General features: G+C 63.3%; 16 protein-coding genes and 1 pseudogene. 9 read left to right on the top strand and 8 right to left on the bottom strand.

All coding sequences use genetic code 11. The features are described from left to right. Positions 1-217: 217 nt before the first annotated feature. Both NKI58_RS34535 and NKI58_RS34530 read left to right on the top strand, forming a co-directional pair. Positions 218-511: a GYD domain-containing protein gene (locus NKI58_RS34535; RefSeq protein ID WP_023678296.1), complete on the top strand. Its 294-nt coding sequence runs from the start codon at positions 218-220 to the stop codon at positions 509-511. 210 nt (positions 512-721) lie between these two features. Further along, a complete protein-coding gene (locus NKI58_RS34530; RefSeq protein WP_352787123.1) occupies positions 722-1102 on the top strand; it encodes a thiol-disulfide oxidoreductase DCC family protein in 381 nt (126 codons plus the stop codon). 63 nt (positions 1103-1165) lie between these two features. On the opposite strand, the gene NKI58_RS34525 is transcribed toward NKI58_RS34530, so the two are convergent. Then, entirely contained in the window at positions 1166-1423 is a 258-nt protein-coding gene (locus tag NKI58_RS34525) for a DUF2798 domain-containing protein (RefSeq protein WP_031212108.1), read from the bottom strand. A gap of 270 nt (positions 1424-1693) precedes the next feature. Between NKI58_RS34525 and NKI58_RS34520 the strand changes: the two genes are divergently transcribed. Next, positions 1694-2377, top strand: coding sequence for a PadR family transcriptional regulator (locus NKI58_RS34520; RefSeq protein WP_352787125.1), 684 nt, complete (start codon positions 1694-1696; stop codon positions 2375-2377). A gap of 112 nt (positions 2378-2489) precedes the next feature. After that, positions 2490-2780, top strand: a complete 291-nt coding sequence (locus NKI58_RS34515) for an HlyU family transcriptional regulator (RefSeq protein ID WP_023678291.1) — start codon at positions 2490-2492, stop codon at positions 2778-2780. An 8-nt stretch (positions 2781-2788) separates the two neighbouring features. Here NKI58_RS34515 and NKI58_RS34510 read toward each other — a convergent pair whose 3' ends face one another. The 3 genes and pseudogenes from NKI58_RS34510 to NKI58_RS34500 form a co-directional block, all read right to left on the bottom strand. After that, positions 2789-5362, bottom strand: a complete 2574-nt coding sequence (locus tag NKI58_RS34510; protein ID WP_352854452.1) for a polynucleotide kinase-phosphatase — start codon at positions 5360-5362, stop codon at positions 2789-2791. Next, positions 5359-6741: pseudogene (locus NKI58_RS34505) on the bottom strand (3' terminal RNA ribose 2'-O-methyltransferase Hen1). The gene NKI58_RS34510 and the pseudogene NKI58_RS34505 overlap by 4 nt, the downstream one beginning before the upstream one ends. 130 nt (positions 6742-6871) lie before the next feature. Next, the gene (locus NKI58_RS34500) at positions 6872-7516 is read right to left on the bottom strand and encodes an FMN-dependent NADH-azoreductase (protein ID WP_352787132.1); all 645 of its coding nucleotides are present in this window, start codon (positions 7514-7516) and stop codon (positions 6872-6874) included. A gap of 110 nt (positions 7517-7626) precedes the next feature. On the opposite strand from NKI58_RS34500, the gene NKI58_RS34495 reads away from it, so the two are divergent. Next, on the top strand, positions 7627-8583 hold the full coding sequence (locus NKI58_RS34495; RefSeq protein WP_023678287.1) for a LysR family transcriptional regulator: 957 nt from the start codon (positions 7627-7629) through the stop codon (positions 8581-8583). Here the strand turns inward: NKI58_RS34495 and NKI58_RS34490 are convergent. Beyond that, positions 8516-9142 carry a TetR/AcrR family transcriptional regulator gene (locus NKI58_RS34490; RefSeq protein WP_023678286.1) on the bottom strand — a complete coding sequence of 209 codons (627 nt, stop codon included), beginning with the start codon at positions 9140-9142 and terminating at the stop codon, positions 8516-8518. The two genes, NKI58_RS34495 and NKI58_RS34490, sit on opposite strands and share 68 nt — an antisense overlap. A 66-nt stretch (positions 9143-9208) precedes the next feature. On the opposite strand from NKI58_RS34490, the gene NKI58_RS34485 reads away from it, so the two are divergent. Then, on the top strand, positions 9209-9634 hold the full coding sequence (locus NKI58_RS34485; RefSeq protein ID WP_023678285.1) for a VOC family protein: 426 nt from the start codon (positions 9209-9211) through the stop codon (positions 9632-9634). Here NKI58_RS34485 and NKI58_RS34480 read toward each other — a convergent pair. Further along, entirely contained in the window at positions 9631-10581 is a 951-nt protein-coding gene (locus NKI58_RS34480; protein ID WP_352854451.1) for a S1C family serine protease, read from the bottom strand. The genes NKI58_RS34485 and NKI58_RS34480 overlap by 4 nt on opposite strands. A 170-nt stretch (positions 10582-10751) precedes the next feature. On the opposite strand from NKI58_RS34480, the gene NKI58_RS34475 reads away from it, so the two are divergent. The 3 genes from NKI58_RS34475 to NKI58_RS34465 all read left to right on the top strand — a co-directional run bounded on the left by NKI58_RS34475 (position 10752) and on the right by NKI58_RS34465 (position 13245). Then, the gene (locus NKI58_RS34475; protein ID WP_352787142.1) at positions 10752-11621 is read left to right on the top strand and encodes a S1C family serine protease; all 870 of its coding nucleotides are present in this window, start codon (positions 10752-10754) and stop codon (positions 11619-11621) included. A 7-nt stretch (positions 11622-11628) separates the two neighbouring features. After that, positions 11629-12264, top strand: a complete 636-nt coding sequence (locus NKI58_RS34470) for a helix-turn-helix transcriptional regulator (protein WP_352787146.1) — start codon at positions 11629-11631, stop codon at positions 12262-12264. A 114-nt stretch (positions 12265-12378) separates the two neighbouring features. Further along, on the top strand, positions 12379-13245 hold the full coding sequence (locus NKI58_RS34465; RefSeq protein WP_352450797.1) for an SDR family oxidoreductase: 867 nt from the start codon (positions 12379-12381) through the stop codon (positions 13243-13245). Positions 13246-13299: 54 nt separating this feature from the next. Here NKI58_RS34465 and NKI58_RS34460 read toward each other — a convergent pair whose 3' ends face one another. Next, a complete protein-coding gene (locus tag NKI58_RS34460) occupies positions 13300-13815 on the bottom strand; it encodes a TIGR00645 family protein (RefSeq protein ID WP_023678280.1) in 516 nt (171 codons plus the stop codon). Positions 13816-14054: 239 nt separating this feature from the next. Then, positions 14055-15796: OmpA family protein (locus NKI58_RS34455; protein WP_352826163.1), on the bottom strand; the 1742-nt coding region annotated here is incomplete at its 5' end.

Genomic DNA, 15796 nt, shown 5'->3' with positions numbered 1-15796 from the left:
CTCATCCCCAGCCTCCGTTCGCTGAAGATCAAACCGGACAACTCGTCTGCTACCTAACCCGGACAACTCATCTGCTTACGACATTCGACGCTATCGCTCTTGCGGCCTGCGGCTTGCGGGAGGATAATTTCGTATCGGATGCATTTCTGGGCGACAAACCCGGATGCCCGCCCCGGCGGTTGACGCCGTGCTCCGTGGCCCCGGAGGGAGGTGTGCCATGACAACTTACATCGTGCTGATCAACTGGACGGAACAAGGCGCCAAAAACGTGCGCGAGTCGCCGAAGCGGCTCGATGCCGCCAAGAAGATGCTGGGAGACATGGGCGGATCATTCAAGGCATTTTATCTCACCATGGGGGATTGCGACATGGTGGCGGTGCTCGAAGCGCCCGACGATGCCGTCTTGGCTCGTTTCTCGTTAATGCTGGCGACGGCTGGCAACGTCAGGACTCGGACGCTCAAGGCTTTCCCGGAGGATGCCTATCGCGAGATCATCACCTCGCTCGGGTGAGCCGCTGCTCCTGAAGCGCGTCGCGCTGAACGGCCTTTGCGACGCGCTTTAAGCTCTTCTTTTTATGCATGTCGTTATCGTAAAACCGCTGCGTACCCTTTGGGCGACCTGGATCAGCGAAACCGGCCATTCCGCCGGTATCGTGTCACGTTGCGGCGCAACGGCATTTCTCGGATAATCCGTGCGTGTCCTCTGGTGCCGTTTCGAAATATGAGCAAGCCTCTGCTTACCGTCTGGTATAATACGCGCTGTCCGGTCTGTGATGCCGGTATCAACCGGCAGAAGCGGCGGCTGATCGAGGCGGTCAAGGCCGGGCGGATCGAATTTCGCGACATCAATGCCGAACCGGCGGCGCTGGCCGGATACGGCATAAGGCTGGAGGACATCCGGCGCCGGCTGTATGCGATCGACGCCGACGGCAAATTGCTGGCCGGCGCCGATGTTGCCATTGCTGTATGGCGGACGACGCCCGGCGAAGGCTGGCTCGCAACGCTGTTCGGCAATCCCGGCGCACTGCCGTTGACGCGCTATGGCTATGATCGCTTTGCCGATCTGCTCTATGCCTGGAACCGGCGCAAAGGCCGCTGGTAATGGGTATTATTCGCTCCGCACCGAAAGGTCCGGAGATTGTTTCCAGGCCTTTCGCGTGCCCTGCTATCGAGCCACGGGCTCGCAAAGCCAGCCAACGATGCGGCGCACCGCCGGCAGCACCAGCAGCAGCGTCGGAAAGGCCACCAGCCAGGACAGGCCCCAAGCCGTCAGCCAAGTGGCCAGCATGTCGGGCTGGAAGCCAAGGCTTTTCAGTGTCGAGATGAACGACACGATGAACGTCATCAGCAACGACAGCACCAGCGGGCCGAGCACGGCGGCATAGCGCGCAGGCAGCTTGCTGCGCGGGGTTTTCATGGTCATTTGGATTTCCCTGAAGCATCCGGTTCGTCGCCTTGCATCCATTCGCCGGTATTGTCGGCGTAACTGCCCGGAACGACCGGGGTGGATGCGTTGCTTCACGTCAGACGCTTACGGAGCGGCCTTCGGCCCTCATGCACCCTCTAGCTGCCCTCGCTGGCGAAATCAATCCTGCTGGTGCCATTTTCAGATACATCGTAAGATATATCTTGACTCGACCGTGGCGGGCACTTAGTTGAGATATATCGTAAGACATAACTCAAGGAGCAGACAATGCACAAAGACAAACATTTCAGCCGTCACCGTTTCGGCGAACGCGCCGAGCGCGTCTTCATGGATATGGCCGGCAAGTTCGGCGGACGTGGCGGCGGCTTTGGCCCGTTCGGGCATGGCATGAGAGGCGGCGGACGCGGTGGGCCGGGCGACATGTTCCGCGCCGGCCGCATGCTGGCCGACGGCGATCTCAAGCTGATCACGCTGTCGCTGCTGGCCGAGGCGCCGCGGCACGGCTACGACATCATCAAGGCGCTGGAGGAGCGCACCAGCGGCTTCTACAGCCCGAGCCCCGGCGTGGTCTACCCGACGCTGACCTTCCTGGAAGAGGCCGGCTACGCCGTTTCTGCGGCGGAAGGCAACAAGAAGGTGTTTTCAATCACCGAGGCTGGGCAGGCGCACCTCAACGAAAATCGCGAGATGATCGACCACGTGCTCGAACATCTCGAGCGCTTCGGCCGCAAGATGGCGAAGGCGCGCGACTGGTTCGGCTGGAACGATGACGAGGACGGCGGCCGGCGCGGCCGCGGCCGCTCGGAAAAGCGCGACGAGTTTCGCGCCGTGCGCCACCGGCTGCGCGCCGCGCTCGGCGAAATCGCCGATGCGCCTGAAGCAAAGCAGGCCGAGGCAATCAGCATATTGGAAGCTGCCGCAGAGGCCTTGGAAGCGTTGTCGCGCGACTGATCTCTGAGTGCCAAGCTAGCTGCGGCCCTTGCCCGCTCGGCCAAGGACCGGTACTGAAAATCATCCTGCACCGCGCTATGTGGTGCAGGATGATTGCCGTTGGAGGATACCCATGTCTTTTCTGAAGCGTCTTTTCGGCGGAGGCAACGAAGCCGCCGAGCCAAAGACAGCGGCGCCGGCAAAGCAGATCGAGCACAAGGGATTTTTGATCAGCGCCACGCCCTACAAGGCGGAGGGCCAGTACCAGACCTGCGGCGTGGTTTCGAAGGAGATCGACGGCGTGATGAAGGAGCACAAATTCATCCGCGCCGACCGCTTTGCCGGGCTTGATGATGCCGTCGACATCTCGATCAAAAAGGGCATCCAGCTGGTCGACGAGCAAGGCGAGAAGATCTTCGGATAGATCGGCTACTACAGCCTTGGGTCGATTGGCTCGCTTTCCAACGCCAGCACGGCGAAGACACACTCGTGAACCCGGCGCAGCGGTGTTTGGCGACAAATCGCGTTAGCGCTTCGTCCAAGCGCGAACTCTCTGAGCGCCAGGCTGCGCTTGCCGGCCAGGCCGCGTTCTCGGAGGCGGACGAGATTGTCGGGCGCGTCATATTCGGGACCATAGATGATGCGCAAATATTCCGGGCCGCGGACCTTCAGCGCCGGCTGGATGAGCCCCTTCTTGCCACGGCTGACGAAGTCGCGTGGTTTGACCACCATGCCTTCGCCGCCTGAGCCAGTCAGCGCTTCCCACCAGGCGACGGCCTCGGCACACGCGCTGCCGTCAGCCAGATCAACCATACGCCATCGAGTCGGCGTGACCACGCCGCCACGGGCAGCCAGACGGTCCGCGAGCGACATGTGCCAGACATGGTCCTGGTCAAACCAAACACGTCCCTCGCTGGCCAGCAGGTGGAAAGGCGCGGCCTTAAGGTCCTCGACGCCCGAAACTGGCCATACGTAGGGCGCCCAGGCGGTGGCGTATTTGGCTGCGCGGACGGCCCGGCCTTCAAGGCGTGCGTTCAGGCCGGCTGCATCGACGCCGCGCGCCATCGCACGGGCCAGCGCCTCGCTGCTGGCCTTGAGACCGGCGGCAGAGGATGTGGCCACAGGCGCATACTGGCTTTCGATCAGACTGCCGGCTTTGGCCGACCAAGGCATTATCTCGGCGTCCAGCAGCAGCCAGTCGCTGTTCAATTCTTTCCACAGGTCCGCCGTGTCGACCTCGGCGCGGAGACGGGCGAGCAGGCCCTCCGTCATGGCACTGTCGTTGAAAAAGGAGCGTCCGGTGCGGGTCCAGATTGCGCCGGTTTCGTCGCCAGGGACCCCGAAGCGGCTGCGTGCCGCCTGCGCGTTGCGGCAGAGCGCGATCACTGCCCGCGAACCCATGTGCTTCTCCTCGCACACGATCTGCGCAACGCCGCGCTCGCGGAAGTAAGCGAAGGCATCCTCCGGACGTTCCAGCCAGCCGTCCTGGCTGCTGGTCTCGGACGGCGACATGGTCGGCGGCAGATAGATCAGCCATTGCGGCGAGAGCGCGAAGCGGCTCATCACCTCCAGTGCTGCCGACGCGTTCTCCTCGGCCACGACAATCCGGCCCCTCAGTCCGGTCTCGATCCAACGGCGACCGGAGACATCCTGATAATCGAGCACGCCGTCGGCGTCGGCCTGTGCCGATTTACCGGGACCGGACCCGCCCAGCGGACGTATCGGCTCCGACCAGGTCTCGATTGCCGGCACCTCGACCAGTTCGCGTTCCGGCCAGCGCAAGGCCGTCAGCTTGCCGCCGAATACGCATCCGGTGTCGATGCACAGGGTGTTGTTGACCCATTCGGCCGATAGCGTGGGCGTATGTCCATAGATAATGGCCGTCTTGCCACGATAGGCCGCAGCCCAGTCGGCACGGACGGGCAGCCCGAACTCGTCGGTCTCGCCTGTGGTCTCGCCGTACAGAGCGAACTCGCGCACAGCGCCGGAACCGCGTCCGATCATCTCTTCCTTGAGGCCGGCATGGGCGACGGCGAGGCCTCCGCCATCGAGCCAGACATGGCTGCGCAGGCCGTCGAGAAAGGCCGGCAGCGCCTCGCGCAGGCCTCGGTCCTGTGCACTTAGCTGATCGACAGTCTGCTGGAGGCCGTGAGCGACCGTGACCTTGCGGCCTTCTAGCCGGCGGCTGAGTTTGCGTTCATGGTTGCCCTGGACACAGTATGCGGTTCCAGCCGCGACCATGCTCATGGCAATGCGCAGCACGTCGGGCGAGTCGGGGCCGCGATCGACGAGGTCGCCGACAAAGACGATCTTGCGGCCCTCTGGTGGGACCACGGTGACCGTTCGGTCGCCCTGATGCTCAGACCAGACGATGCTGTAGCCCAATCGAGCGAGCAGGATATGAAGCTCATCCGAACAGCCGTGGATGTCGCCAATGATATCGAACGGGCCATGGTCGTCGCGCTTATCGGTCCACAGCGGCTGTCGCGACACCTCGGCCGCGTCGATGCTGGCCTCGCTGGTAAGCTTCCAGACTTGGCGGAAGCCCTCGCGTTGGAGGGCGCCAAGACCCTTGCGGATCTCGGTTGTCATGCGCTGGGCGACCCCGGCGCCGAACGGCCGGTCGACTCGCACCGCATTGCGTGCGACGCACACCTCGACGCCTGGATTGAGGACCACGGCGACGGGCAAAGCGTGCCACTTGCGCGCCAGCTCAATCCAGGCCTTGCGGTCGGCGGCTCGCACATTGGTGGCGTCGATGACGGCCAGCCTGCGGTGTTTAAGCCGTTTGCCGGCTATTTCGCGAACCAGATCGAAGGCATCCGCAGAGACGTCCTGGTCGGTTTCGTCGTCGGAGATCAGCGCCCGGCACTGGTCCGAGGAGATAATCTCGGTCGTCAGGAAATGCTTGGTGGCGAAAGTCGACTTGCCCGATCCGGTCGAGCCGATCAGCACGACGAGGGCGAAGTCAGGAATGGTGAGGTTGGTCTTATCGGGTTCTCTCATCGAGTGAACACCGCCATCTGTGTGGGGGCGCCGAGGGTCGGGTCCTCGGCTCCGATACCGCTGAAGGTGGCTGCATAGCCATAGATCTCGCCGATTTTGGCCGCCCAGGCTTGGAACTGAGCCCGGCTCCATTCGAAACGGTGATCGGGATGGCGAAATGCGCCAGGGACCAGTCTTGGAAACAGAGCGTTGTAGTCCGCATTCGGAGTGGTCACGATGACGGATTTGGGCGCCGTCTCACCGAAAACGATGCGTTCGACCAGGGGCAGCCTGTCCTCGTCGAGATGCTCGATGACCTCGACCAGAACGGCGACGTCGGCTGCGGCCCAACGGCTGTCCCGGTAGGTCAGCGATCCATGCAGCAGCGTGACCCGGCCCTCGGGCGGCCCGCCTAATTCGTTCAGCTTGAGACGCTTTGCAGCCCATTCCAGTTCGCGTACCGCCGGATCCAGCCCGAACAGCTTATGAACCCATCGCTCGCGCACGAGCCGACCGAGCAGCTTGCCTTCGCCGCATCCTAAATCTGCAATCGAGGTTGACCCCGTCGCCTGAATGGCCTGGACTACAGCTTCCATGCGCAGATCGTTGAGCCGGATCGGCGTCTCCAGCGCTTCCTCGGGCGTAACGCGCAGCTCGGCAGGTTGTGCCTCGCCAGCCGTCTCGGGAGCCAGCCGCTCCAGGGCGATGCGGGCCAAAGCCCGGCGATTGCCAAGGTAGCGGCGCACGATCAGGTCTTTGGCCGGATGGTTTTCCAGCCAGCCCTCTCCCTTGGACAGCAGCTTGTCGATCTCTGCTTCGCCGACCCAGTAATGCTTGGCATCGTCCATCACCGGGACCAGCACATAGAGGTGATTCAACAAGGCGCGGAGCCGGCCCGTGGCGGTCAGCTTCAGATGGCCGTATCGGGGCTCGCCTGCAGCACCCCCGATTCCTTCGATTGGCGTCAGATCGACTGTCCAGCCCAAGGGTTCGAACAAACTTCGAACCAGAACCTCACCGCCGCGCATTGGCAGTGGCGTAACCACGGCTTCCAGCGGCAGTTCGCTGTCGGCCAGTTCCTGGCGCTCCTTCGATATACCGGTCATCGCCGTCCGCAGCATTTTGTTCAGCGCCACCTACAGGAAGGATGATGCTGCGTAAGGCCGGTCGTTCACATATTGGTCGAGCAGGCCTTCTGCCTGGCCCTTGCCCCGCACCAGTCCCACAGGATCGACATCGAGCAGGAGTGCAGCCTCGCAACGGTCTTCGGTTGCCTCGGGATAGAACAGCCACGCCTTGCCGAAAGACAGGTCGGTCTCGTGCAGGCGATCCGGATGCTTGTGCAGCAAGAAACCGAGATCGGTGGCCGGACGGTGCGTTGTGGCAACGGACAGGAACATCCGCGACCGATAGCGCAGACAAGCGGAATAACCAATGGCGGTTGTGTGGCCCACCACAGGCTGTCGCTAACGAAAAACAAGGGCAGGCGCCGGGCGCCTGCCCTTGTACAATTCAGATGATGCTGACGCTTTACGCCGCGGTGGCGACGCGCTCGGCATTACCGGTCGCGGCCACAATGGCGTCGACCTTGGTCGAGGCCTTGGCCAGCGCTGCTGCCACCGCATCGGCGCCCATGCCGACTCCTTCGATGCGGATGACCTCGACATCGGTCATGCCGAGGAAGCCAAGCACGCTGCGCAGGTAGGGAATGGCGTGATCGAACTGCACGGCCGCACCTTCGGAATAGATGCCGCCCGAAGCCAGTACGATGTAGACCTTCTTGCCGGTGACGAGCCCCTTGGGGCCGTTCTCGCCATAGGCAAAGCTCTTGCCGGAACGGGCAATGTGATCGACCCAGGACTTCAGCGTCGAGGAGATGTTGAAGTTGATGAAGCCGGTGGCGAGAATCACCGTATCGGCCGCGAACAGTTCATCCAGAACCACATCGGAAACGCCAACGACTTCAGCCTGGCGTGAGGTGCGCGCTTCGGCCGGCGTGTAGATGCCGGTCGCATAATCGGCGTCGATGTGCGGCAACGGATTGGCGACGAGGTCGCGCACGACAAGGATGTTCGACGGATCGGCGGCAACAAGCTTTTCAGCGAATTCAGTAGCAATTCGGGTCGAGTGCGAGGCAGCGCCGCGCGGGCTCGATGTGACAAGAAGGATGGACATAATGGGGTCTCCAGGGTTGGATCAAAATCTCCCGGCAGATATGTGTGCGCGGACCCATTTGAAAAACTGGTATATTTTGTATATTATCCATCTAAAATGTGGATTGAACGATGCAGCCGAACCCGACGCTTGACCAACTGCAGATCCTGGTTGCGGTGGCCGAGACCGGCAGCTTCTCGGCCGCCGGGCGCAAATTGAATCGCGCGCAATCGGTGATCAGCTACGCCATCGCCAACCTCGAAGCGCAACTCGGGCTGAAGCTGTTCGAGCGCGAGGGCACGCGTGAACCGCAACTGACCGATGTCGGCAAGGCGACGCTGGAAGATGCGCGGCGCATGGTCGGCGTGCTGCAACGCATCCGCTCGCGTGTCGACGGATACCGGCAGGGATTGGAGGCGGAAGTTACGCTGTCGGTCGACGTGACGCTACCGTCGCCGGTGCTGGTTCGGGTGCTAAAGGCATTCGAGGCGCAGTTCCCGGCCGTGACGCTGCGTCTGCATATCGGCTCGCTTGGCCTTATCCTCGATCATGTTGTCGGCGGACAGGCCGATCTCGGCATCGGGGGGCTTCTGGGTGAGACGGACGTGAATCTGCTTCGCATCGGCTTCTTCTCCCTGGTGCCAGCCGCAGCGCCTGATCACCCCCTGGCGCTGCTGCCGAGACCAGTGGCGCTAGAGGATGTCCGCGAACACATCCAACTGGTCGTCTCGGACCAGTCCGAGCGTACGCGCGGGCGTGACTATGGCGTCTTCGCCTACCGCACCTGGCGGCTGACGGATGTGCGCACCAAGCACGTGCTGATGCGCGAGGGGCTGGGCTGGGGCGGGCTGCCGCGATGGCTGATTGCCGATGATCTGGCGACCGGCCGGCTCGTCGAACTCGATCTCGAGCCTTACAGCGAAGTCCGCTCGCCGCTCTATGCCATGCACCGCGCCGATCGCAGCCCGAAACCGGCGGCCGCCTGGCTGATCGACCAGTTCAAGCGCCAGCTAGGCTGTTTCAACGAGTTCGAACCGGGTGAGATACCTGAGGAGCAGCCGGAGACAGGCCGTCGATCAGCGCCATGAGAACGGCGCGATAGTCCTCGATCGATGCTCCAGTTTCGATGGCGAGCGCTGCGCGGTCGAAGGCGGCTGCGAGCAAAGCGGTCAGTGCTTCCACAGGCAGTCTCGTCATGGAGTGCGAGCGCATCGCGGCAACAAGGCCTTCGCGCAGCGAACGGTTGCCATGGCGATTGTCGATCGCATCCATGGCGGCGCGGCCCAGCACGGCCGGGCCATCAAGCAGCAAGAGCCGCGTACGGCCGGGCGCACGCATGGCAGCCAGATAGGCATCCGAGCCGGCAATCAGCGCATCGCGGGCAAATAGCGAAGGCGGCGACGCGCGTTCGATCTCTTCCGAGACGGCTTGCGCCTCCTGTTCGACCACAGCGGCAAACAACGCCTGCTTGTCGGCAAAGTGATGATAGAGCGCGCCGCGCGTGACGCCGGCAGCGGCGGCGATCTCGGGTGTGCCGGTCTCGGCATAGGACTTTTCGGTGAACAGTTTGCGAGCCGCGGCGATGAGCTCGGCGCGTGTCGCGGCGGTGCGATCACGGTTGGAGCGACGAGCGGATCCTTGTTGCATACATGCAGCCTGTATGTTAATTCCATTTACCTGCAGACTGTATGTTATTTGCCGGGAGAAGGAAAGATGAGGACGACGAGCTATTATCCGGTGCTGATGACGAGCGACGTTGCCGGCACGGCAGCCTTTTATGTTGCGCATTTCGGCTTCAAGCCGCTGTTTGAGGCCGACTGGTACGTGCATCTGCGCTCGGCCGAAGACCGTCGCGTCAACCTCGGCATCGTCCAGGGCGATCATGAGACGATCCCGGAGGAAGGGCGGGGCCGCACATCTGGCCTGCTGATCAATTTCGAGGTCAGGGATCCGGATGCCATCTATAAGCGGATCACCGCCGCTGGCCTGCCGATCCTGCGGACGCTACGCGACGAACCCTTCGGCCAGCGCCATTTCATCACCAGGGATCCCAATGGCGTGCTGATCGACGTGATCAGGCCGATCCCGCCGAGCCCAGAATTTATGGCGCAATATGCGCAGGGTGCTGCGGCGCGCTAACTCGCCCGCGCCAACGGCATCACGGTGACCTGAGTAATGCCGGAGCGGCGCACCACCGTGCACAGTGTCTCGCGGCCGATTCGCTCGACGTCGAGCATGCGCACCAGATCGTCGACGCCGGTGACCGGACGGCCGTCGATGGCGGCAATAATGTCGCCTTCCCTGAGGCCGGCTTTGGCCGCCGGGCTGTTCTTTTCGACGGTGCGCAGGCGCACCGCCGTGCTGCTCGATACTTGCGACAAAAGGGCTGCGCGGCGCGGCAGGTTGGTGGTGTCGGCGGAAACGCCGATGAAGGCACGGCGCACACGGCCGAAGCGGATGATTTCCGAGATGACGAAATTGGCGGTGTTGGAGGCAACCGCGAAGGCGATGCCTTGCGCACCGTGGATCATCGCGGTGTTAACGCCGATCACCTCGCCAGCCGAGGACACCAGCGGTCCGCCGGAATTGCCGGGGTTGAGCGCGGCGTCGGTCTGGATGACGTCGTCGATCAGCCGGCCGGTGGAGGCACGCATCGAGCGGCCGAGTGCCGAGACGACGCCAGTGGTGACGGTCCATTCGAAGCCGAGCGGATTGCCGATGGCAATAGCAATCTGGCCGCGCCTCAATCGCTTGGAATCGCCAAGCGGCGCGACGTCGGCAAAGTTGCCGTCGGCGCGCACCAGCGCAATGTCGGTGTCGGGATCGCGGCCGAGCACGCGGCCTTCCCTGGAGGCGCCATCCGGCATTGATACGCGCACGCTGCGCGCATCGCCGACGACGTGGAAGTTGGTGACGACCAGCCCGTCCTGCGCGATGACGAAGCCGGAGCCATGGCCGCCCGGGCCACCGATGCGCTCGATGCGGCAGACGGCGGGCCCGATGCGGTCGACGGCATCGGCGACCGTCGCCGAATAGGCATCGAGAAGGGCATCGTCATATTGCAATTGCTGGGCGGGCAGGGCCATCCGAGGGCTCCGTTTGGAACAAGATGAACAATGCCTATATGTGCGGAGCGGCCGGACCGGCCGCGACCTGACCAGATGGCCAGTCACATGCCCAAACTAGCCGTCAGGCGAGTATCCGCCAACGTCCTGCCGGGCGATATCTGGGTCACGAAGAACCCAGGAGACAGATCATGAGCGATTTCAATCTGAGCACGTTTTCCGACGCCATTGCCGACATCGCGGCAGCCGCGGCACCAGCGACGGCCAGCTTCGCGACCCACCACCGGACGTCAACTGCTTTCCACTGGCGGGACGGCTATTTCGTCACTGCCGAGGAGGCGGTCGAGGCCGGCGAGGAGATCGAGCTGACGTTTTCTTCGGGCGAAGCCGTCAAGGCGGAACTGGTCGGCCGCGACCCGTCCACCGGCACGGCCGTTTTGAAACCGGCCGGCGCGCCGGGCGCCCCGTCACTGGTAAAGGCGGATGCGGTGCGGCCGGGCAACCTGGCGGTCGTGGCGGGCAATAGCGACGGCACCTCGCTCGCTACCCTCGGCACGGTCGGCGAGGTCGGCCCGGCCTGGCGTTCAATGCGCGGCGGCACGATCGACCGGCGCATCAACCTTGCCGTCAATGCCGGCGGCCGTTTCGAGGGTGGCCCTGTGCTCGACGCCAAGGGTGGACTGATCGGCATGCTGCTGTTCGGGCCACGCCGGCGGGCGCTGGTCATGCCTTACGAAACGATCGAGCGGGCAGTCACGACGCTGCGCGAGAAGGGTCATGTGGCGCGCGGCTATCTTGGCGCCGGCCTGCATCCGGTCCGCAATGGTGATACCCAGGGCGCCATGGTGATGAGCCTCGACGATAACGGGCCGGCGAAATCAGCCGGTCTCAGTCTCGGCGACATCATCGTGTCGTGGAACGCAGAGACGGTGCATGGGCCGCGCGAGCTGATCCGCAAGCTCGGGCCGGACAGCGCCGGTGCCTCGGTGACACTCGGCGTGGTGCGCGGCGGCGAGAACCGTGAGGTTTCCCTGACCATCGGTGAAAAGCCACTGAGCTGAGGGATAGATGGTAAGCGGTGAGGTCGCTGGCAGACGGCTGACGGTGCTGATCGCGCTCGGTGACGTCGAGCGCGCGCGAAGTCTGTCCGCCGTTCTCGCCGCGACCGATGATCTGCGGCCGGTTCTGGCCGGCGAAGTCGACGGGCGTGAGGCGGCGGATGTCGCCATCGTCGATGATCATGGGCTACAAGGCGGGCTCGTCGACGCGGCTATGCCTCGCGTGCTGCTATCGTCGCGAGCGGCCCGCGAACGGCCGGCCGATACAGTGTTTGCCGTGCTGCCGGTGCAAGCGGACGAGTTGCTGATCGCCGCCGCCGCGCGGCTGGCGGCTGCGGGCTACCGGATTTCGCGCGACAGCCATGCTCTATCCGATCAGCATCACGATTTGACCTTCCATGACAGCGACCGGTTCGAAGAGGAACCGACTGACGAGCATATCGTCCGGCCGACGCTTTCGCCGCGGGAAGGCGAGGTGCTGGCGCTGCTGGCCGAGGGCGCCCCCAACAAGGTCATCGCGCGGCGGCTGAACATCTCCGTGCATACGGCGAAGTTCCATGTCGCAGCGATCCTGACGAAGCTCGGTGCCGCCAACCGCACCGATGCGATCGCCATCGCCATGCGGCAGGGCCTGGTGCTGGTCTAGCTCAGATTGTCTCAAGGCCGACGCAGCGTAACCCGCATCCGGTGTGTTGGGCCTTGCGCGGCGGTTCTCGGCCGCGCAAGGATCGTGTCTTTCATGTTGAAGGAAGGCGCAAGGATGTCGCTCAAGGGAAAGACGCTTTTCATCTCCGGCGGGTCGCGCGGCATCGGGCTGGCGATTGCGCTGCGCGCCGCGCGCGATGGCGCCAATGTGACGATCGCGGCCAAGACCGCCGAGCCGCATCCGAAGCTGCCCGGGACGATCTACACGGCGGCGCACGAGATCGAGCAGGCCGGCGGCAAGGCGCTGCCGGTGCTGTGCGACATTCGGGATGAAGAACAGGTCGCCGAAGCGGTCGCCAAGACCGTGGAGAGGTTCGGCGGCATCGATATCTGCGTCAACAACGCCAGTGCCATCCAACTCACCGGCACGCTGGAGACCGATATGAAGCGCTACGATCTGATGCACCAGATCAACACGCGCGGCACTTTTCTCGTCTCCAAAATGTGCATTCCGCACTTGAGGTTGGCGGAAAATCCTCACATCTTGAATCTGGCGCCGCCGCTCGACATGAAGGCCAAGTGGTTCAAAAACCATGTCGCCTACACGATGGCAAAGTTCGGCATGTCGATGTGCACGCTGGGCATGAGCGCCGAGTTCGCCAGGGACGGCATTGCGGTCAATTCGCTATGGCCGATCTCGACCATCGACACGGCGGCGGTGCGTAACCTCCTGGGCGGGGCGACGGTGGCGGCGATGAGCCGTTCGCCCGACATCATGGCCGATGCGGCATACGCCATCCTGGTCAGGCCGTCGCGTGAGGCGACCGGCAATTTCTACATTGACGAAGAAGTGCTGCGCGCTGAGGGCGTCAGCGATTTCTCGGCCTATGCGCCGGGTGCGACAGGCCCGCTCGCCGGCGACTTTTTTGTGCCGGACGAGGTGTTCGGCCGGTCGGATACCAAAATCAAAGGTATCTACTGACGGACAGTATCTAGCTGACAGGCATATCTCTTAAAGACCGGCACAGACGCGTGCTCACTCCTCGGCTTTCTTGGCTTTGCCAAGACCCATCAGCCGGTCGATATAGGCAAGCATCAGTGCCGACAGAACGAAGGCCAGATGAATGATGGTCAGCCACATCAGCTGGTCGGTCGTGTAGGAGACCGAGTTCAGGAACACCTGCAAGAGGTGGATCGAGGAGATCGCTACGATTGTCGAGGCGACCTTGACCTTCAGCGAGCCGACATCGATCGTGCCCAGCCAATGCACCTTGCCGTCATTTTCATCGAAGCGGCTGACGAAGTTTTCGTAACCCGAGATGATCACCATCACCACCAGTGAGGCGACCAGCGCGGCATCGATGAGGCCGAGTATTTTCAGGATGGTGTCGGTGTCATCGAGCGTGAAGGCGACGGAGACGAACTCGAACAGCTTCTTGCCGAAGGACACGGCATAGATGGCAAGTGCCGCACCCAGTCCGAGATAGAAGGCGACCAGCAGCCAGCGCGAGGCGAGAATGATCGATTCGATGGCGAGTTCGAGGCGCTTCATGCGGCGATTCGGGCTCCGTTGTCGGAGTGCCGTATTTCGGGCAGGCTGCGGCGGTTTGCAAGGTTGCAAAAAAACGAAACCCCGCCGGGGAGGGGAACCGGCGGGGCTCGTGTGTCCCGCTGGAGTCGGGACAGGGCAGGGAACGCCCTTTCCAGAATCTGGGATGGGTAACCGCGCGTTTCAAGATTGATGACCGCGCGATTCAATGGTTGATCAAATCGCGCGGTTCACATTGCGGTCTATTGGGCGCTGGCCACCGGCGCTACCAGGGGGGTAATCCGGCGGATGGCGACGCGGCGGTTCTCGCGGTTGGGTCCCGACGTGTTGACCTTGAGATACTCCTCGCCATAGCCCTGCGTCGTCAGGTTCTCCGGCGGGATGCCAAAGGCATTGGTCAAGGCTTCGGCGACCGCCTCGGCGCGGCGGTCGGACAGAGCAAGGTTCGCTTCCGGTGTGCCGACAGCGTCGGTATGGCCCTCGATCAGGAAGCTCTCGGCCGGGTTTTTCTTCAGCAGCTTGTCCATGGCGTTGGCAACACCCTCCAGCTTCTGGACCTCGGTGTCGGAAATCGAGGCCGAACCGAATTCGAAGTTGAGCGTGTCGAGGTCGATGCGGCGGGCGATGTCGCGCACGCGGGCCGAGCGCTTGACCTCGTCGATCGAATAGAGGCGCTGGACCCTCTCGACCGGCGGCCGTTCGAGGAACGTGTAGTAGTCGTCCGGATCCTCGACCTCTTCGGAATCCAGAATGTATTCCTCTTGCGGGATGGTAAGGCGCATCGGCGGCAGGTCGTCGCCCGGGTCGCGCCAGTCTGCATCATCGTCATAGTTCCGCTCGTCGACATAGCTCAGCACATATTCGCGGCCGTCTGGCGCGATGCGTGAACGCTGGATGACGTCGCCGTAGCGGTTGCGGATGGTGACGATCCGGACACCATTGTCACGCTCGACGATTTCCCGGGTGCGATCGCCCGACAGGTCCTCATAATAGACATTCCTGGCGCCGCGGTGCATGCGCGGGGCATCGCTGCTTTCGACGAACGTCTGGTTGTTGAACTGGAGGATGACGCGGTCGCCGAATTCCCTGACGACGTTGGTGCCCTGGGGGCGCGGACGGCGGTGAACATCCTCGATGTCCGGCGCACGCTCGACGCGCTTGCCCTTTTCCTCCGTCACCGGAACGATCTTTTCAGGCTTGATCGCCTGCTGGGCCGCCTTATCGTCGGTAGGTGGCGATCCCTCCTCGACCGGAGCCGGCTTCGGGGCTTCCACCTGGTTCTCGCCCTGCTGGGCGGGCTGGTTGCCCTGCTGCTTACCGGCATTTTGGCCGCGCTCCTTGCCACCCTTGCGCTTGCGCAAGACATCCTTCTGGCTGTCCAGAACAGGTGCCTCGTTCGGATTGGCCTGGGCTTCACCCTGGACCGGATTTTCACCCTGGACAGGCGCGGCCTGGCCAGTCGAAGGCTGTTCGCCGGTCGAGGGCTGTTGCTCTCCTGTCACCGGCTGTTCGCCGACAGGCCTCTTGCCACGTTTCTTGATCTTGTCCTGGGGCTGTTCGCCCTGGACGGGAGCGGCCTGCTGCTCGGTCGGAGCCGGTTGGGCCTGTGGGGTCGCTTCCTTATTGGTCGGCGCCGGCTGGCCTTCCGCCTCCGTGGCGGGTCCGGTCAATTCAGCAGGCTTCTTGCGCTTGCCCGGCTTTTGTCCGGGCTCGACAGTCGGAGCCTGTTCTGCCGGGGCAGCCTCGATCTGCTGGTTCTGTTTTTGCTTCTTCTTGCGCGGATTGACGTTGGGCTGGTTGTCGTTTGCCGGCGCTGCCTGCTCGGCCGGTTGTTCCGATGGGGCCGCTTCGATCTGCTGCCGATTGCGCCGCTTCTTGCGGGGTTGCTCGGTCTCGGCCGGAGCGATCTGCTCGGCCGGAGCGGATTCTGTTTGCTGCTGCTGATTGCGCCGCTTCTTGCGGGGTTGCTCGGACTCGGCTGGAG

It is taken from the genome of Mesorhizobium sp. M0522 (genome assembly GCF_040321085.1).
Classification (GTDB): domain Bacteria; phylum Pseudomonadota; class Alphaproteobacteria; order Rhizobiales; family Rhizobiaceae; genus Mesorhizobium.
Note: the sequence above shows the minus strand (reverse complement) of the source record. Positions and strands in the feature narration are given on the sequence as shown.